General features: G+C 64.8%; 14 protein-coding genes. 3 read left to right on the top strand and 11 right to left on the bottom strand.

From position 1 onward, the window contains the following. Positions 1-10: 10 nt before the first annotated feature. A complete protein-coding gene (gene ffh / locus AC5IJH_RS07945; RefSeq protein ID WP_491902316.1) occupies positions 11-1,399 on the bottom strand; it encodes a signal recognition particle protein in 1,389 nt (462 codons plus the stop codon). Positions 1,400-1,465: 66 nt separating this feature from the next. On the opposite strand from ffh, the gene AC5IJH_RS07940 reads away from it, so the two are divergent. Then, positions 1,466-2,299 (top strand): SGNH/GDSL hydrolase family protein, encoded by an 834-nt coding sequence (locus AC5IJH_RS07940; RefSeq protein WP_491902276.1) that lies wholly within the window; start codon positions 1,466-1,468, stop codon positions 2,297-2,299. A 4-nt stretch (positions 2,300-2,303) separates the two neighbouring features. Here the strand turns inward: AC5IJH_RS07940 and AC5IJH_RS07935 are convergent, their stop codons facing one another. Beyond that, a complete protein-coding gene (locus tag AC5IJH_RS07935) occupies positions 2,304-3,293 on the bottom strand; it encodes a histone deacetylase family protein (RefSeq protein WP_491902275.1) in 990 nt (329 codons plus the stop codon). A 185-nt stretch (positions 3,294-3,478) separates the two neighbouring features. On the opposite strand from AC5IJH_RS07935, the gene AC5IJH_RS07930 reads away from it, so the two are divergent. Then, complete coding sequence (locus AC5IJH_RS07930; RefSeq protein ID WP_491902315.1) at positions 3,479-4,810, top strand: MFS transporter; 1,332 nt, start codon at positions 3,479-3,481, stop codon at positions 4,808-4,810. Positions 4,811-4,820: 10 nt separating this feature from the next. Here AC5IJH_RS07930 and AC5IJH_RS07925 read toward each other — a convergent pair whose 3' ends face one another. The 8 genes from AC5IJH_RS07925 to AC5IJH_RS07890 all read right to left on the bottom strand — a co-directional run bounded on the left by AC5IJH_RS07925 (position 4,821) and on the right by AC5IJH_RS07890 (position 13,061). Beyond that, entirely contained in the window at positions 4,821-5,954 is a 1,134-nt protein-coding gene (locus tag AC5IJH_RS07925) for a type II secretion system protein (protein WP_491902274.1), read from the bottom strand. A 6-nt stretch (positions 5,955-5,960) separates the two neighbouring features. Continuing rightward, positions 5,961-6,590, bottom strand: coding sequence for a hypothetical protein (locus AC5IJH_RS07920; protein WP_491902273.1), 630 nt, complete (start codon positions 6,588-6,590; stop codon positions 5,961-5,963). A 1-nt stretch (position 6,591) separates the two neighbouring features. Next, positions 6,592-7,197, bottom strand: coding sequence for a GspMb/PilO family protein (locus tag AC5IJH_RS07915; RefSeq protein ID WP_491902272.1), 606 nt, complete (start codon positions 7,195-7,197; stop codon positions 6,592-6,594). Beyond that, positions 7,194-7,901 carry a PilN domain-containing protein gene (locus AC5IJH_RS07910; RefSeq protein WP_491902271.1) on the bottom strand — a complete coding sequence of 236 codons (708 nt, stop codon included), beginning with the start codon at positions 7,899-7,901 and terminating at the stop codon, positions 7,194-7,196. The genes AC5IJH_RS07915 and AC5IJH_RS07910 overlap by 4 nt, the downstream gene beginning before the upstream one ends. Before the next feature lie 71 nt (positions 7,902-7,972). Continuing rightward, positions 7,973-8,908 carry a hypothetical protein gene (locus AC5IJH_RS07905; protein WP_491902270.1) on the bottom strand — a complete coding sequence of 312 codons (936 nt, stop codon included), beginning with the start codon at positions 8,906-8,908 and terminating at the stop codon, positions 7,973-7,975. Between the two features lie 9 nt (positions 8,909-8,917). Further along, positions 8,918-10,561, bottom strand: coding sequence for a GspE/PulE family protein (locus tag AC5IJH_RS07900; RefSeq protein WP_491902269.1), 1,644 nt, complete (start codon positions 10,559-10,561; stop codon positions 8,918-8,920). A 66-nt stretch (positions 10,562-10,627) separates the two neighbouring features. Continuing rightward, complete coding sequence (locus tag AC5IJH_RS07895) at positions 10,628-11,827, bottom strand: type II secretion system F family protein (RefSeq protein ID WP_491902268.1); 1,200 nt, start codon at positions 11,825-11,827, stop codon at positions 10,628-10,630. A gap of 16 nt (positions 11,828-11,843) precedes the next feature. Next, positions 11,844-13,061 carry a WD40/YVTN/BNR-like repeat-containing protein gene (locus AC5IJH_RS07890; RefSeq protein WP_491902267.1) on the bottom strand — a complete coding sequence of 406 codons (1,218 nt, stop codon included), beginning with the start codon at positions 13,059-13,061 and terminating at the stop codon, positions 11,844-11,846. Between the two features lie 107 nt (positions 13,062-13,168). On the opposite strand from AC5IJH_RS07890, the gene AC5IJH_RS07885 reads away from it, so the two are divergent. Beyond that, entirely contained in the window at positions 13,169-14,236 is a 1,068-nt protein-coding gene (locus AC5IJH_RS07885) for a glycosyltransferase family 2 protein (RefSeq protein ID WP_491902266.1), read from the top strand. A 4-nt stretch (positions 14,237-14,240) separates the two neighbouring features. Here the strand turns inward: AC5IJH_RS07885 and AC5IJH_RS07880 are convergent, their stop codons facing one another. Beyond that, entirely contained in the window at positions 14,241-15,524 is a 1,284-nt protein-coding gene (locus AC5IJH_RS07880; protein WP_491902265.1) for a phospholipase D-like domain-containing protein, read from the bottom strand. Positions 15,525-15,541: the final 17 nt, after the last annotated feature.

The raw sequence follows: 15,541 nt of genomic DNA, 5'->3' as shown, positions 1-15,541 counted from the left end.
TGTGGAAGATCTAGCGGCCGAGACCGCCACCCATGCCGCGCATCGCGCCGAGGGAACCCATCAGCTTGCGCTGCATGCCCGGCTTGCCCGCGCTCTTGAACATCTTGCGCATCTGCGCGTACTGCCGCAGCAATTGGTTGACCTCCTGCACGCTCGTGCCGGAGCCGCCAGCGATGCGCTTGCGACGGGAACCTGAGATCATCTCGTGGTTTTGGCGCTCCTGCGCGGTCATTGAATTGATGATCGCTTCCACGCGCGAGAACTGCTTTTCATCCACCTGGCCGGCCATTTGCTGGAGGCCCTGGAACGGCCCGACAGAGGGCAGCATCTTCATGATGCTCTGCATGGAGCCGAGCTTCTTGATCTGCCGCAACTGATCGCGAAAGTCTTCGAGCGTGAAGCCGTCGCCGGAGAGCGCCTTGCGCGCGAAGTCCTCCGACTTCTTGCGATCAAGCGTGGCCTCCGCCTTCTCGATGAGCGTCATAATGTCGCCCATGCCGAGGATGCGGCTCACAATGCGATCCGGGTGGAATGGCTCGAACGCATCCGGCTTCTCGCCCGTGCCGATGAACTTCACTGGCTGGCCCGTGATGTGGCGAATGGAGAGGGCAGCGCCACCCCGTGCATCGCCGTCCATCTTGGTGAGCACGGTGCCGGTCAGCGCGAGCTGCTTATGAAAGCTCTCGGCCGAGCGCACGGCGTCCTGACCGGTCATCGCGTCGGCAACGAACAGGATCTCCTGCGGCGTGAGCAGCGCCTTCAGCGAGCGCATCTCGTTCATCAGGTCTTCGTCAATGTGCAGGCGGCCGGCAGTGTCCACGATGAGAACGTCACAGCCGTAGTTCGCTGCCTCACGGCGCGCTTCGCGTGCCAGCCGCTCGACCAGCGGCGTGCCCGCAGGCTCGCCCCTTAGATCGCCCTCATAGATATTCGCCTTAATCGATTGCGCCACGATCTTCAACTGCTCGCGCGCTGCCGGACGATACACGTCCACCGAGACCAGCATCGGGCGATGGCCGCCCTTCTGCAGCCATGCAGCGAGCTTGCCCGAGGTTGTCGTCTTACCCGAGCCCTGCAGCCCGGCCATCAGGATCACCGTCGGGGGGCGGGACGCGAAGTTGAAGCGCGCCGTGTCGTGGCCAAGAATGGCGACCAGCTCATCGCGCACGATCTTGATCACCTGCTCGGTGGGCGAGAGCGCGGTCATCACCTCGGAGCCCATCGCCTTCTCGCGAACGTGCTCGATCATCTCTTTGACGACCGAGAGGTTCACGTCGGCTTCGAGCAGGGCGACGCGAATCTCGCGCAGTGCCTCGTGAATGTTTTCTTCCGTGACGGAGCCTTCGCCGCGCAGGTTCTTGAAGGCTCGTTGCAGTCGGTCCGACAGGTTCTCAAACATAGGGGTCACCTCAAGTCTACCAGCCGCCATAGGCGCGTCGGGACCCGGCAGTGTAAGGTGTCAGGCATGTCTGGACGACTTCTGGGCGGTGCGGGTGCGCCTGTGCGTGCCGCGATTCGATGGCTGGTACTCGGCTCTATTTGTGCCATCCCCGTGTTTGCGCAGCAGTCTCCACAACTCGAACAGCGGCCCGGAGCAGAGGCCGCTCCGCAGGCTGAGCAGCCTGCTCCTCTAAACGATTACCAGCGATCACAAATGGCCGAATGGGCACGCGACTTCGCCGACCTGCACCGTTACCGCACAGCCAACGCCGAGCTGATGGCGCCCGCACCTGGCGAGCACCGCGTCATCTTCTACGGCGATTCCATCACCGACCACTGGCCCATCGCCCAGTCGTTTCCGGGCAAGGGCTATCTCAACCGCGGGATCAGCGGGCAAACCACGTCGCAGTTGCTGTTGCGTTTTCGTCAGGACGTCATTGACCTGCACCCGGATGTAGTGGTCATCCTGGCTGGAACAAACGACATTGCAGGCAACACCGGCCCCATCTCGATCCCGGAGATCGAAGGCAATCTGACCTCGATGGCGGAGCTGGCGCGCGCGCATAACGTGGCGCTGGTGTTCGCCTCCGTGATGCCCGTCAACAACTACACACCCGCCTCGCTGCGCTTCTTCGCGGATCGGCCACCCGCGCAGATCCTGCGGCTCAACCAGTGGATCAAGGCGTACTGCGCATCGACGAACTGCTACTACCTCGATTACTTCAGCGCCATGGTCGATGGCAGCGGGCTGCTGAAGCGCGAGTTGAGTGAGGACGGACTGCACCCCAACGCGGCTGGCTATCGGCTGATGGCGCCGCTCGCTGCATCCGCTATCGAAAAGACGATCGCCTCGCGCTAGCGCCTTAACAACTGGTAGCGCCGTGAAAGCTGAACACCTCGGCCGCGGCGAGCACCGTGTTTGTGTGAATGGTCACCGTGTCCTCCAGCCGATTGGCATAGCCACCAGCGAACACTGAGAACACCGGCACGCCCCCTGACTGCGCCGCGCGAAAGACCATGCGGTCGCGCTCCTTCAGCCCATCGAGCGTGAGCGCCAAGCCGCCCAGCTTGTCATCCATGTACGGATCCGAGCCCGCAACGAACGCGACAATCTGCGGCGAAAAGTGAGTGAACGCCGCGTGCAGCGCTGCTTCGAGTGCCTCCAGGTACGCAGCGTCATCGGTCCCATCCTCGAGCGGCACATCGATCGACGACGGCGGCTTCAGCGCCGGGTAGTTGTTCTGCTGATGCAGCGAGACGGTGAAGACACCGTTCGCGCTTGGCTGCATCGGGCCGCTGACTGCGCCCAGGCGATACGCTGGAGCGCGTGCCCCCTCTGGTGGAAAAATTGCGGCTGTGCCGTTGCCGTCATGCACATCGAGATCGATCACCATGGCGCGCTGCACACTACCGTCGTGCAACAGCCGTGCGATCGCAATTGCTACGTCATTGAGCATGCAGAAGCCCTCGCCGTGGTCCGCATGGGCATGATGAAAGCCGCCGCCGATGGATGCAGCAACACCGTCGCGCAGCGCCAGCCGCGCCGCCTCGAGCGTACCGCCACAGCCGAGCAGCGTCGACTCGACCAGTGCCTTCGAGTACGGCAGCTCCATGCGCCGAATCTCCTGGGCTGCGAGCGTGCCGTTTACCAGCCGGTCCACGAAGCCCGCGTCATGCACGCGGACAACATCTTCGAGTTCGATGGGCTTTGCCGCCACGAAGTCCGACTCACTCGCCGCGTGCGTCTCGAGTAGCCGCTCACGAATCAATTTGTACTTCACGCCGGGAAAGACGTGCGCCTTGCCAAACGGCAGATAGAAGCCATCGCGGTACACCAGCGAGAAGGGAAGCATGACTCCTTTATTGAACCGAAGCGAAAGCAGAGCGGCAAGGGCCGGCAGAGACTGAAGCCGCGCTCTCTGTCGAGGCATCAAAACGAATGACTCCGGCCATGCCAGACACTTCCCACGGGATCGACAATCCAGGTGCGCCGCACCAATCCGCTGCAGAGGACGCGATCGCGCCCGTGCAGGACCCTATGCTGGCCGCCGCTCCGCCCGACAGCCAACTTGCAGCCACGGAAACGGCACGCGGACCGCGTTCAGCGGGCTTCTCGCACGCGTGGAGCGCACTGCGTGCACCGAATTTTCGCCTGTTCTTCATGGGCCAGAGCGTCTCACTTATCGGCACATGGATGACGCGGATCGCGACCAGCTGGCTCGTCTACCGGCTGACCGGATCGGCGTGGCTCTTGGGCATCGTCGGCTTCACCGGCCAGATCCCGACCTTTCTGCTTGCGCCCTTCGCCGGTGTCTGGGTGGATCGCCTCAACAAGCGCAGCGTGCTCGTTTGGACGCAGGCGCTTGCTGCTGTCCAGTCACTGATGCTTGCGGCGCTCACCCTCACGCATCGCGTCAGCATGTTGGACATCCTGCTGCTCAGCATCTTCCAGGGGCTGATCAACGCCTTCGATATGCCGACTCGCCAGTCCTTCATGGTGGAGATGGTCGAGGACAAGCGGGTGCTGGGCAATGCCATCGCGCTCAACTCGTCCATCGTCAATATGGCGAGGCTGATCGGCCCATCCATCGCGGGGCTCATCATCTCCTGGAAGGGCGAGGGCTGGTGCTTTCTGATCGATGGGGTCAGCTACCTGGCCGTGATTCTGTCACTGCTGCTGATGCAATTGCCGCCGCTGCTTGAGCTTCCGGCTAAGGAAAGCATGGTCGCGCAGCTCAGCGAAGGCTGGCAGTACGTCACTCGCTTTCTGCCCATCCGCAATCTGTTGCTCCTGTTTGCTGTGGTCAGCCTGATGGGCATTCCCTACACCGTGCTGATGCCGATCTTCGCATCGCAGGTGTTGCACGGCGGACCGCACACGCTTGGCTTCCTGATGGGTGCAGCCGGCGTAGGCGCGCTGGTCTCGGCCGTGATGCTGGCGCTGCGCCGCACGGTCAAGGGACTGCTGCGCATGGTGCCCTTATCGGCCGCGCTGTTTGGCATCAGCCTGGTCGCGTTCGGCCTCTCGCATGTGCTGTGGCTCTCACTCTTGCTGATGCTCGCCGTGGGCTTTGGCATGATGCAGGGCATGGCAGCCACCAACACCATCATCCAGACACTGGCGCCGGCCGATAAGCGCGGCCGCGTGATGAGTTATTACACGATTGCGTTTGTCGGCATGGCGCCCTTCGGCAGCCTGCTCGCCGGCGGCCTTGCGCACGTCATGAGCGCGTCGTGGGCGCTGGTTCTTACCGGAAGCTGCTGCGTGTTGGGTGCCCTGTGGTTCTCTCGCAGCATTGGTGAAGTGCGGGATGCCATGCGGCCGATATATCGCGAACTGGGCCTGCTGCAACCCGCGCCGGAAAGCTGATCTCGACCGGTTACTGGGGCGGTTGCGGACTCGAACCGCCATTGCCGCTGCTTGAACCACCGTTCCCGCTGCCGCTGCTGGAACCACTTCCCGAGCCTGTTCCACTCCCGAAACCACCGCCAGAGTTGGACCCGAAGCCGCTTCCTGATCCTGACTGCGACCCGAAGCCGTTTCCGGAGCCGGACTGCGATCCGAAGCCGGTGCTCGGCTGGGATCCACTGCTGCCTCCCCCGAAGCCGCCGTTACTGCCCGTGCCATTCACGTTGCCGCCGTTCAGGGGACCACCGCCCGTTGCCATCGCGTCCTGCGCCGGGTCGTAGACAAACTCCCACAGCGAGTACTTCTTCTGTTTGTGATACTCGATGAGTGACGATTTATCGACCGGCACGCCAATGCCGACGATCGGTCCGCCGCCGAACTTGGCATTGCCGCTGCCGAAGGCGCTCGTGCCCGGACCATTGCTGCTGTTTCCCAGGCCGTTGCCGTTACTGCCGGACCCCAATGTGCTGCTCGCACTACCGAGCCCGCTGGTGCCGCTCGACGGCCCAAAGCTGCTGCCGGACGATCCGAATCCCGAACCGCTGTTCGAGTTGCCGAAGCCCGGTCCACTCGACGAACCGCTGCCGCTATTCTGCAGGCCGCCGCTTCCCAACGTGCTACTGCCACTATTACTGGTTGTGTCCGTCCCACCCGTACTCGTGCCGCCGGGCGTTGTCCCTGAACCGATGCCGGGGCCGGTCGACTGCGAACTCAGTCCGGTCTGCAGCGGCTGGCCGAAGAAGCCGAGCGGCTTCACCTTCGCCTCGCCCACATGGATGATGCGCCAGTCGTCCTTGCCCGTCATCGGGTCGGTGTAGCGCTTGCGCAGATAGCGAACCTGGTTTGTGCTCTCAAGCTGCTTGATATCGGTCGGATAGTTGCCGAATTTTTTGTAATAGAGCTGGATGGCGCGCCGGTACTGCATCCCGCGCTGCACGGTCTCAAGTTCTTTATCGCGCTGGATCTGCTTGGCGACGCGCGGCGCAGCGACTGACAGTGCGATCAGGACGAGGAACACCATGACCAGCACGGTCAGGAGCAGGTAGCCCTCCTCACCAGGTGAGACGGCCGATGCGGTGCGCGGCTTGGAAACAGGGAACAGCATGGGTGACTAGTTCTGCGTCAGCGGAACGCTCTGCGTGTTGTGGTACGGGATGTCCTCGATCTCCACATTGAACGGCCGAATCGACACCACTCGATAGCGCCGGTCGACCACGTCGCCCTCGTGCGCCAGGAAGATATCGTCCCCGTGCAGCAGGAAGATCTCGCGCTTGCCGCCGTTCGCGGACGAGTAGCCATAGAACTTCAGGTCGATCGGCGGCGGTGGCGGTGGTGGCGGCGGCCCGGTCGGCACTGGTCGAATGGGATTGTTCACCTTCGGAATCGCGACCGGCGCTGGTGCGGCGGAGTTCGGCGAGAAGATGTTGCGACCGGTCCCCGTGTAGCTGGTGTGCTCGGCCTGCTCCATCACTTCAGGGTGCAGTGTCGGATCGAGCGCCGAACTGCTGGCCACCTCAACCGCCTGGTGCGGAAACGCCCCCTGCGTCGAGGTGTTGTTCGTTGCGTTTGTTGCTGCGGGGGCAGGTGCCGCCGTGATCGCCTGCGCCGGTGGGGGCGTCGGCGCCGAGGAGCCGCCGAAGTAGATCGAGAACGTGCGCAGCGAGAGCAGCAGCACGACAACGCCGAGACCAACGGCCGCGTAGAGCTTGGGCTTGTTTTCTGCGCCGACCTTCAGAGCCATGTCACTCGCCCCCGCTCTGACTGCCCTCGTCGGCATTGCCGCTGGGCTGCAGGTGCTGGGCGTCCGCGCTGTGCAGATAGGTGGTCATGCGCAGCCGCAGGTTCACCAGTCCGCCCTGCTGGCCGGTCAGCGTGATTCCGTTGATGACGAAAAACATCTTGTCCCGTTCAAGATCGTTGATGAAGCGCATCACCGGCGTGTAGTCACCGCTCACGCTCGCGTCGATGCGCACTTCGGAGGTGTCCTTCAGCGCAGGTGCCAGCGCGTACTGCACCCGGCCCAGGCGCACGCCGGACTTCTGCGACACGCTGCCGAGCTCGGCCAGGATGCCCGAGTCCGCGCCGGCCACGCGCGTATCGAAGAAGCGCGCTGCGCCGTCGTGCGAATCGGCAATGCGCGTCGGCAGGTTGCGCAGCGGCATGGCCTGCAACTGCGCGGTGCGCAACTGCGTCTGCTGCGCCGCCAGCTCTTCCGGCCGGTCTGCGCGCAGCGTGTGCCACGCCATGAAGAGCTGCACCAGCAGGATCAGGTCCACCAGCGCAAGCAGGCTGATAACCGCGATGTGCAGGTTGAGTTGCGTAAGTGCACTGGAGCGAGTCACCTTCATGGCTGCCTCCGCTCACCCGCTGGTGTCTTCGCCGCAGTGGCACGGGCACGGCGGTGCGTCGTTGCTGTTGCGTGATCGCCGTCCCGCTCCGCATGTTTCGTCTCGCGCGGCTCGAGCGGGTTGTAGTCCGCGAGTACGTCGAAGTTCACCGCATCGCCCGTGCTCACCGGCTGGAAGGTCGCCGTCGGGCCGCTCTGCGTCTGCGCGGTTTCGCCCACGATGCGCGGCGCGCGGAAGCGGCGCGAGTGCTCCAGATTGCGGACCAGCGTCACCGCCCGATCGCGCGGACCGGCCACGCGCATCCGGATGGTCACGGTGCCGTCCTTGCCGACCACCGGATCGATGGTCAGCACCTGCACGCCCGCGGGCAGCACCTGTTCCAGGTCCATCATCACCGCCGTCCACGAAAAGGACTTGTGCAGGTACAGATTGTTCAGGAAGTGCGCCTGGTCGAGCACGGCCGCGTTCTGCGGCTGTCGCATCGAGAGCTCAGCCCCGCTGCGCACTGCGCGCGCCTGCTGAATCGACGACGACAGCGCGTTGGCGCGTGCCTGCGCCTCGGCCGCGCGTGTCTTTTCGGTGCGCAGCACCCACCAGCAGAGTGCGCCAACGACGAGCAGCAGCAACGCGACCACGCGCAGCCGCTGATAGAGCGGTCGCAGCTCGACGTAGGGCCGGGAGGCGAGATTGAGTGTGATGCGCATCAGTCAGCAGAGTCCATGCTTTGTCTTTCAGGTTGCCGGGCCGGAGGGAGCGGGCGCGGCAAAAACAGCAATCAGCTTGCCAGCGCGCCGACGACCGGAGCCAGCATACCTGCTGCGCCCCCGGTTTCGCGCGAGGCGATCAGGTCCCGCACCTCTATACCGTCGAGCGCGAGCAGCCGGTCCAGCTCCGCGGCGCCCCCGGGCCCAACCGAGTAGATGGTCCGCGGCATCGTGGCCAGCGTGTCTTCGTAGTACGCCATCGCGACAGAGACGGTGCGCTGCAACTCGAACACGGCGTCGGGCGCACTGCCCTCGGCCGAGGCCTCCCCCAGGTCGAGCGTCCGGAACAGCAGCAGTTGTGCCCCGCTCACAATCGCGGTCGTGATGCAGTTCGCGTTGCGATTAACGAGCAGTGCCGGTTCATCCGCAGGCACAGCAGCCAGCGCGGCCAGCGAGCTCGAGAGCACCGCACCGGGCTCATAACCGGCCTCGCGGACAGCGTCTTCGTACTCGGCGCGCACAGCGGCTGGCATGGCTGCGACGACCGTACGGATCAGCGTATCGCCATCGCCAGCCTTGGGCAGCACCTGCCAGGTAATCGCGGCATCTTCCACTTCAAACTGCACCAGCTTGCGCAGCCGGAAGCGCAGGATCGGCAGCACGTCCGCGGTTTTGGCGGGCAGCGTATCAAAGTCGAGCAGTAACACACGCACCGACGCATCCGGCACGATCACAGTCACCTTGCGATCGCGTTCGACGATGCCATCGAGCGCGGCCCGAATGGCGGCGGCTACAGCCGAGCGGTCGTGCATGGCGGGCGTCTTCAGCCCCGCCGTTAGCGTGCCCAGCCGCAGAGGCGCAAACTGCGTCTGCACATCCTGCGCCTGCCCGGCGACAGCAACAGAGCCGGGACGCGCTGCCAGCACGCCGGCCGGCGTGATCTCGCACGCCAGTCGCGGTCGCAGCGCGTCGATGTCGGAAGGGAAGATGCGGCGGACGATGCTCATACGTGTCCTCTAACGTCCGGTCTCGATGAAGGTGACCTTGTTGATCTCAGGCAGCGTTGTCAATCCGTCGCGCACGCGCTCGAGCGCTGACTCGCGCAGAAACTTCATGCCCATCCCCTGCGCCGCACGGCGGATTTCGGACGTCGGCCGCTTCTCGAGGATCAGTTCGCGAATCGTGTCGTTCAGGTCCAGCAGCTCGTGAATCGCGGTCCGGCCGCGGAAGCCAGTGCCGCCGCACTCGATACAGCCCGCGCCTTCGCGGAACGGAAAGTCGCGCCACTCATTCGCGTCGAGCGCGCTCTCCTCGAGCAGTTCGTCGGAGATGCGCGCCGGCCGGCTGCAGAACTCGCAGATGGTGCGCACCAGCCGCTGCGCCAGGATGCAGTTCAGCGCGGAGACGAAGTTGTACGCCTCCACACCCATGTTGAGAAAGCGTCCGAGCACATCGAGCACGTTGTTCGCGTGCACCGTGGTGAAGACGAGGTGACCGGTGAGCGCGGAGTTGATCGCGATCTGCGCCGTCTCCTGGTCGCGGATCTCACCAACCAGGATCTTGTCCGGATCGTGGCGCAGGATCGAACGCAGTCCGCGCGCAAAGGTCAGACCCTTCTTCTCGTTGACCGGGATCTGCGTGATGCCGCGGATCTGGTACTCGACCGGATCTTCAATGGTGATGATCTTGTCTTCGTCGCTCTTGATCTCGTTCAGTGCCGCGTACAGCGTGGTCGTCTTGCCGGAACCCGTCGGGCCGGTGACCAGCACCATGCCGTAAGGCTCGCGAATGTAGCGGCGGAAGCGCGCCAGGTCTTCGGCCTGGAAGCCGACGACATCGAGTGTGAGCTTCTTGAACTTCTCGCTCATCGACTCTTTGTCCAGCACGCGCAGCACGGCATTCTCGCCATGCACAGTCGGCATGATGGAGACACGGAAATCGATCAGGCGCCCCTTGTAGCGCACCCGGAAGCGGCCGTCCTGGGGCACGCGGCGCTCCGCAATGTCGAGCTCGCTCATGACCTTGATGCGCGACAGGATCGTCGTGTGGTGCTCGCGCGCAATGGGCGCCATGGCGGCCTGCAGCACGCCGTCAATGCGGTACTTCACAAGCAGCGAGTCGTCGTACGTCTCGATGTGGATGTCCGAAGCGCGGCGCTCGAGCGCGGTAAAGATGGTCGTGTCGACCAGCCGGATGATCGGCGAGATGTCCTCTTCCGAGGTCAGCTTCTCGATCGAGATGTTCTCGTCCGGGTTCTCTTCGGACGAGATAACGTCGAACGTCAGCCCCTCGGAGGCCTCATCGAGCACGCGCTGCGACTGCTCGGTCTTCTTCAGCAGGTCGGTGATCTGCGACAGCGTGGCGACTCGAGTCACCACGCGCTGGCCCAGCAGGCCGGCGATCTCGTCCAGCACCATCAGCCGGCTCGGGTCCGCGACCGCGATCACCAGCCGGTCTTCCATCTGCTCCAGCGGCACGAAGTTGTAGCGGAACATCATGTCGACCGGCACGGAGCGGAACAGCTCGTGCTGGATGCGGAAATTCTTCAGGTCAACAAACTCGCAGCGATAGCGGGCGGCGAGCGCCTGCGCACGCGCGACCTCGTCCACCAGCGGCTGCGCTGGCGGTGGCGGCGGCATCATCACAGGAATCTCAGCCATGCGGGGGAACTCCTTTGCCCAGGGTGACGCAAGTCAAAGTGGCGCGTGCTTCAGTAAGCCTCAACATCAGCGGCCTCCGAAGCTGCCCGCCTGCCCCAGCGAGAAGATGGGCAGGTAGAGCGCAATCATGATGGTGACGACAACAATGCCCATCACGATCAGAATGGCTGGTTCAATCAGCGACAACGCCGCGGTCAGCGCGGTCTGTACGTCCTCTTCGAAGAACTCGGCGACCGAGTTCAGCATCTGCGGCAGTGCGCCGGTCGATTCGCCGACCTCGACCATCGAGGTAGCCAGTTCAGGAAAGACGCGCGTCTCGATCAAAGCGCGCGAGAGTGGCCGTCCTTCGCGCACGCCGGTCACGCCGCGGCGCACCGCATCCGCAACCGAGCGACTGGAGATCGACCGTGCCGCTGTCTCGAGCGAGGGCACCGGCGGCAGTCCGCCTTCGAGCAGTGTCGACAGCGTGCGGGCAAACAGCGCGACCTGGTACTTGAGCCAGATGTTGCCGAAGATCGGCACGCGCAGCCGTGCGCGGTCCAGCTGCGCACCGCCGCGATCGGTGCGGCTCCAGCGCCACAGCCCGTAGCCGATGAGCGCGACCACCGGGAGCGCATAGAACAGGTATTCCTGGAAGTTATTCCCCAGGGCGATCAGGAACACCGTCAGCGCGGGCAGGTGCCCACCGATCTGGTCATAGAGCTGCCCGAAGCGCGGCACCACGAAGGTGATCAGGAACAGGAACATCGCGACCACCATCACGATCAGCAGCGCCGGATAGAACAGCGATGCCGTCAGCTTCTTGCGGAACGTCAGCGCCACGCGCTGAAACGTGAGATAGCGCGCGAGCACATCTTCAAGATGGCCGCTGCGTTCGCCCGCCAGCAAGGTCGTGGTGTAGATGACCGGGAAGCCGCCCTGCGCTTCAAAGGCCTCAGACGGCGACTGCCCGGTGCGGATGCGCTGCGACACCGCTTCGAGCTGTGCCTTGAATGCGGGATTCTTCTGGCTCTTCGCCAGCATCTCGAGCGCATGCAGGATGGGCACGCCGGCGCGCACCAGTGTCAGGAACTGTTGATTGAAGATCAAAAAGCTCTCGAGCTTGACCTTGCGCTGCGAGGTGCGCAGGCCGCGTGCCTTCACCGAGTAGACGTAGTAGCCCGCCTGCGTGAAACGCGCGCGCAGCTCCTCCGCCGTGGTCGCGCTCTGCACCTGCTCCTGCAGACGGCCCCGTTCGTCGGCTAATCGGATGACAAACTCTGCCATAGGCGTGCCCTGCGTCCTACTTCCTCTTCAAGCTCTTCAACTTGGCGATGCGGCCGTCGGAGCCGACCAGCCAGGGCAGGCTGACAGCATTGAAGCCGTCGCTGCCGATCGCCGACCACGTCTGCCCGTCATCATACGAAACATCTGCACCATTCGTACCGACCGCGATCCACCCCTGGTCGGCGTCGTCCCATTGGACGCTCGAGCGGTATCCATGCGGTAGCTTCGTCGCCGCCGCCCATTTGCCCGTTTTGGGATCGCGCCATGCCGCCGTGCCAGAGGACGCCCCCGGCGCGGTGTAGTCCCCGCCCACCGCAACACTGTGCCACGCGCCCGACCCATCCTTATGCACGCCCAGCGCGAAGATGCCCTGTGCCTCGCTCGTTCCCGCCATCGGCACCTCCTCGCGGCTAAAGGTCCAGTGGTGGCTCAGGCAGCTCTCCGGAGCCCGCTGCACCCGGTCGGCTGTGCAGTCCAGTCCACCGGTATAGACGAACGGGTGCTGGATTCCGCTCGCGCCGCTCGTCGCAAACCATGGCGTCGCCACCTCGCCGGCCAGCGGGTCGGTCAGGACCAGCGCCTGGTTGCTGGCCGCGAAGGCACCCAGCTTCGGGCCGTCGATCATCAGCTCCTTGCTATTGACCAGCCGCCAGCGCGCTCCGCCATCCTGTGTCCGCAACAGCGTAAAGTGGCCGCGTACCGGGTCGCCCAGCAGGAAGCCGTTTTTCTCGTCGGAGAAGGCGATCCCGTCCCAGAAGCCATCCGGGTCCGGATTGGTGACCAGCTCGGTCCAGTGCGCACACCCGTCGGTGGTCTTGTAGAGCCGGCTGTCTTTGCCCTTGCCGGACGACATCACGACCGCCCGCTGCGCGTCCCAGGCCCAGATGCTGCGGAAGTCGAGCGCCTTGGCGTCGTCGGGCATCGAGCACTGCTGCCAAACGTAGCCCGAGTCCTCGGTGCGCAGCACAGTCCCGCCCGCGCCGCTGGCCCAGGCCACGCCATTGCCCACCGCGTGAATGCCGCGCAGGGGTTGGGTGGTGCCGCTATGCTGCGACTCCCACGGATTCCAGGCAGTGCTCGGCGCCGGAGCTGCCGGTGCGGGAGCCTGCAGGGAACTCGCCAGGGTGGGAGCGAAAAAGGGAACGACGGCCAGCCGAGCCAGGCCCGCACAACAGAGTCCAAGGACCGCGGCGGCCGCCCGCAGCCCGAGGGCACGAACAGATCGACAACGCATGCTCCTTCAGGATAAACGGCAGAGCGGGACCATGCGGCGGGGAGGGCCAGATTCGCTGGCCCTTGCCCACTATCCTCTTGTGAACGAAACTCCTGTAGAAACAAGCCATGGACGCGCAGCCGCCGGACCTTCAACCGAACGACCCGCAGCCCACCGGATCATCTTCATCCCAAAGCAGTACTGACCGCGTGGGCGTGGTCATCATCGGCCGCAACGAGGGTGAGCGCCTGCGTGCGTGTCTCGCATCCGTGCTGGCCATGGATCACCCGCACCTGGACGTGGTCTATGTGGACTCGGCGTCCACGGATGGCTCCGTCGCGCTCGCCCAGTGCCTCGGCGTACGCACCATCCTGCTCTCCGGTCCAACCACCGCCGCACGTGGACGCAATGCGGGCTGGCGCAGCACCGAAACGCCCTACATCCTGTTCCTTGACGGGGACACGCTGCTCGATCCCGGGTTCGTGACCAGGAACCTGCCCCGATTCGCCGATCCCCGTCTGGCCGGGGTCGCTGGCGACCGCCGCGAAACCCGCACGGGCGACTCGATCTACAACGCCATCTTCGATCTCGACTGGAACGCGCCCGCCGGCGAAGCGCTGTTCTTTGGCGGCGATGCCCTGGTCCGCCGCGCGGCGCTCGAGGAGGCCGGCGGCTACAACGAGACGCTCATCGCCGGCGAGGAGCCGGACCTGTGCCGCCGCATGCGCGGCCTGGGTTACCGCATCCTTCATGTCGCGGAGCCCATGACCGGCCACGATCTCGCGATGCACCACTTCGGCCAGTACTGGCGTCGTTCGCAACGGACGGGGCACGCCTATGCCGAGGTCTCAGATATGTACCAGAACACGGAAGATCCGCTCTGGCTGGCGGACAGCCGCCGCAATGTCGCACGCGGACTGTTCTGGACTGCCGGCCCTGTGGCTTCCGCCGGGCTGGCAGGGGTGCTGCGCTCCTGGGTCCCGCTCGCGGTGTTCGGCGCAGCAGCGGGCGCACTCATCCTGCGGACGGCCCTTCGCCGGCGTGCGTTGCCGAGGCGCCTCCGGATGGCCTACGCCCTGCACTCGCACCTGCAGCAGATCCCCATCTTCGCCGGCCAGCTTGGCTACTGGGCGCGGCGGGGCAGCAGTCGCGGCAGTCGCGGCCTGATCGAATACAAGTCCGCTCCGCCGTCCTGAACGGTCAGCTCTCCGCCTCCACCACGTCCAGGAACGGCTCCTCCAGCTTGCCAAGGGGCGTGCGCTCGCGCAACATGTCCAGCGTGAGCCGCCTGCTTTGCGCGAGGTCGTCGCGGAAGTCTGCCTCCATCACGGCGACGAGTTCCCGATCGAGCACCGCCAGGTTCACCTCGTCGTTGAGCGCAAACGAGCGATGGTCGAAGTTGGTCGAGCCCATCACGGCCCATATCCCATCGATGGTCATCAGCTTGGCGTGGATCATCGCCGGCTGGTACTCGAAGATGCTGGCGCCGCCGCGCAAGAGGCGTCGGCTGCTGTGCCGGCTCAGCGTGCGGATGTAGGGATGGTCGATGCGTGGTCCAGCAGTCAGGACTTCGACCTGTACCCCGCGTCCGACCGCCTCGATCAGCGCCTGGCGCGCGCTCCGGTCGGGCAGGAAGTAGGGCGTGGTGATGTGGATCGTCTCCCGCGCGCACTTGATCAGCGCCTGGAAGAGGATGCGTGCGCCCGTGCCGCCGCCGCGTGGTGTGCTCGAGACCACAAAGCTATCCGCACCCTCCGGCATGGAGCGGAAGCCGAACTGCTGGTTGCCCGACAGGATCTCGCCCGCAGCCTCCAGCCAGTTTTCGCAAAACGTCGAAATCAGCCCCGCGACCGCTTCGCCTTCGACGCAAAACATCGTGTCCCGCCACGCGGGCCCTTTCCGCGAGGGCAGCAGCCAGTCATCGCCGATGCCTGCGCCTCCAATGAAGCCGGTCTGGCCATCGATCACTAGCAGCTTGCGGTGCGTGCGCTGGTTCACCTTCTGCCACGTGTCCCAGCGCACGGGGTGATACCAGGCCATCTGACCACCGGCGGCGCGTAGGGGATCGAACAGCGCGTCCGGCGTGCCGAAGCTGCCGATCGCGTCCACGACGACGCGCACCTCGACGCCGCTGCGGGCCCTCTCCGCCAGTGCTGCGAGGAAGTCGTTAGCCACGCTGCCGGTGAGGAACTCGTACATCTCCAGATTGATTGCATGCCGAGCGCGGCGGATCGCCTGCAGCATCTCGGGAAAGAACTCGGCCCCATTACGCAGACGGCGCAGACGGGAGTGGCGGCGCGCCCCATTGGTGACCAGCGCCAGGAACTGCACGAACTCGTCCGAGTCGAGCGGCGCCTCCATCGGGCTGGTCAGGGCGTATTGCGGCTGCGGCCCATACAAATTAAGCAGCACATGCGAGCCGCCAAGCACCAGCGCGCTCGCTCCAAGGGCAGCGAGCGTCCGGACGCCGCGGGAGGAGGTCATGCCGGACAGGATACTGC

This window comes from Candidatus Dedyshia acidiphila, from assembly GCF_051025295.1.
Lineage (GTDB): Bacteria > Acidobacteriota > Terriglobia > Terriglobales > Acidobacteriaceae > KBS-83.
The sequence above is the reverse complement of the archived record's forward strand: the minus strand, read 5'-3'. Positions and strand labels throughout refer to the sequence as shown.

Excerpts from the sequence above, each read along its gene's own strand:
- ffh (WP_491902316.1), bottom strand. The coding sequence starts at position 1,399 with ATGTTTGAGAACCTGTCGGACCGACTGCAACGAGCCTTCAAGAACCTG.
- AC5IJH_RS07940 (WP_491902276.1), top strand. The coding sequence starts at position 1,466 with ATGTCTGGACGACTTCTGGGCGGTGCGGGTGCGCCTGTGCGTGCCGCG.
- AC5IJH_RS07935 (WP_491902275.1), bottom strand. The coding sequence starts at position 3,293 with ATGCTTCCCTTCTCGCTGGTGTACCGCGATGGCTTCTATCTGCCGTTT.
- AC5IJH_RS07930 (WP_491902315.1), top strand. The coding sequence starts at position 3,479 with ATGCTGGCCGCCGCTCCGCCCGACAGCCAACTTGCAGCCACGGAAACG.
- AC5IJH_RS07925 (WP_491902274.1), bottom strand. The coding sequence starts at position 5,954 with ATGCTGTTCCCTGTTTCCAAGCCGCGCACCGCATCGGCCGTCTCACCT.
- AC5IJH_RS07920 (WP_491902273.1), bottom strand. The coding sequence starts at position 6,590 with ATGGCTCTGAAGGTCGGCGCAGAAAACAAGCCCAAGCTCTACGCGGCC.
- AC5IJH_RS07915 (WP_491902272.1), bottom strand. The coding sequence starts at position 7,197 with ATGAAGGTGACTCGCTCCAGTGCACTTACGCAACTCAACCTGCACATC.
- AC5IJH_RS07910 (WP_491902271.1), bottom strand. The coding sequence starts at position 7,901 with ATGCGCATCACACTCAATCTCGCCTCCCGGCCCTACGTCGAGCTGCGA.
- AC5IJH_RS07905 (WP_491902270.1), bottom strand. The coding sequence starts at position 8,908 with ATGAGCATCGTCCGCCGCATCTTCCCTTCCGACATCGACGCGCTGCGA.
- AC5IJH_RS07900 (WP_491902269.1), bottom strand. The coding sequence starts at position 10,561 with ATGGCTGAGATTCCTGTGATGATGCCGCCGCCACCGCCAGCGCAGCCG.
- AC5IJH_RS07895 (WP_491902268.1), bottom strand. The coding sequence starts at position 11,827 with ATGGCAGAGTTTGTCATCCGATTAGCCGACGAACGGGGCCGTCTGCAG.
- AC5IJH_RS07890 (WP_491902267.1), bottom strand. The coding sequence starts at position 13,061 with ATGCGTTGTCGATCTGTTCGTGCCCTCGGGCTGCGGGCGGCCGCCGCG.
- AC5IJH_RS07885 (WP_491902266.1), top strand. The coding sequence starts at position 13,169 with ATGGACGCGCAGCCGCCGGACCTTCAACCGAACGACCCGCAGCCCACC.
- AC5IJH_RS07880 (WP_491902265.1), bottom strand. The coding sequence starts at position 15,524 with ATGACCTCCTCCCGCGGCGTCCGGACGCTCGCTGCCCTTGGAGCGAGC.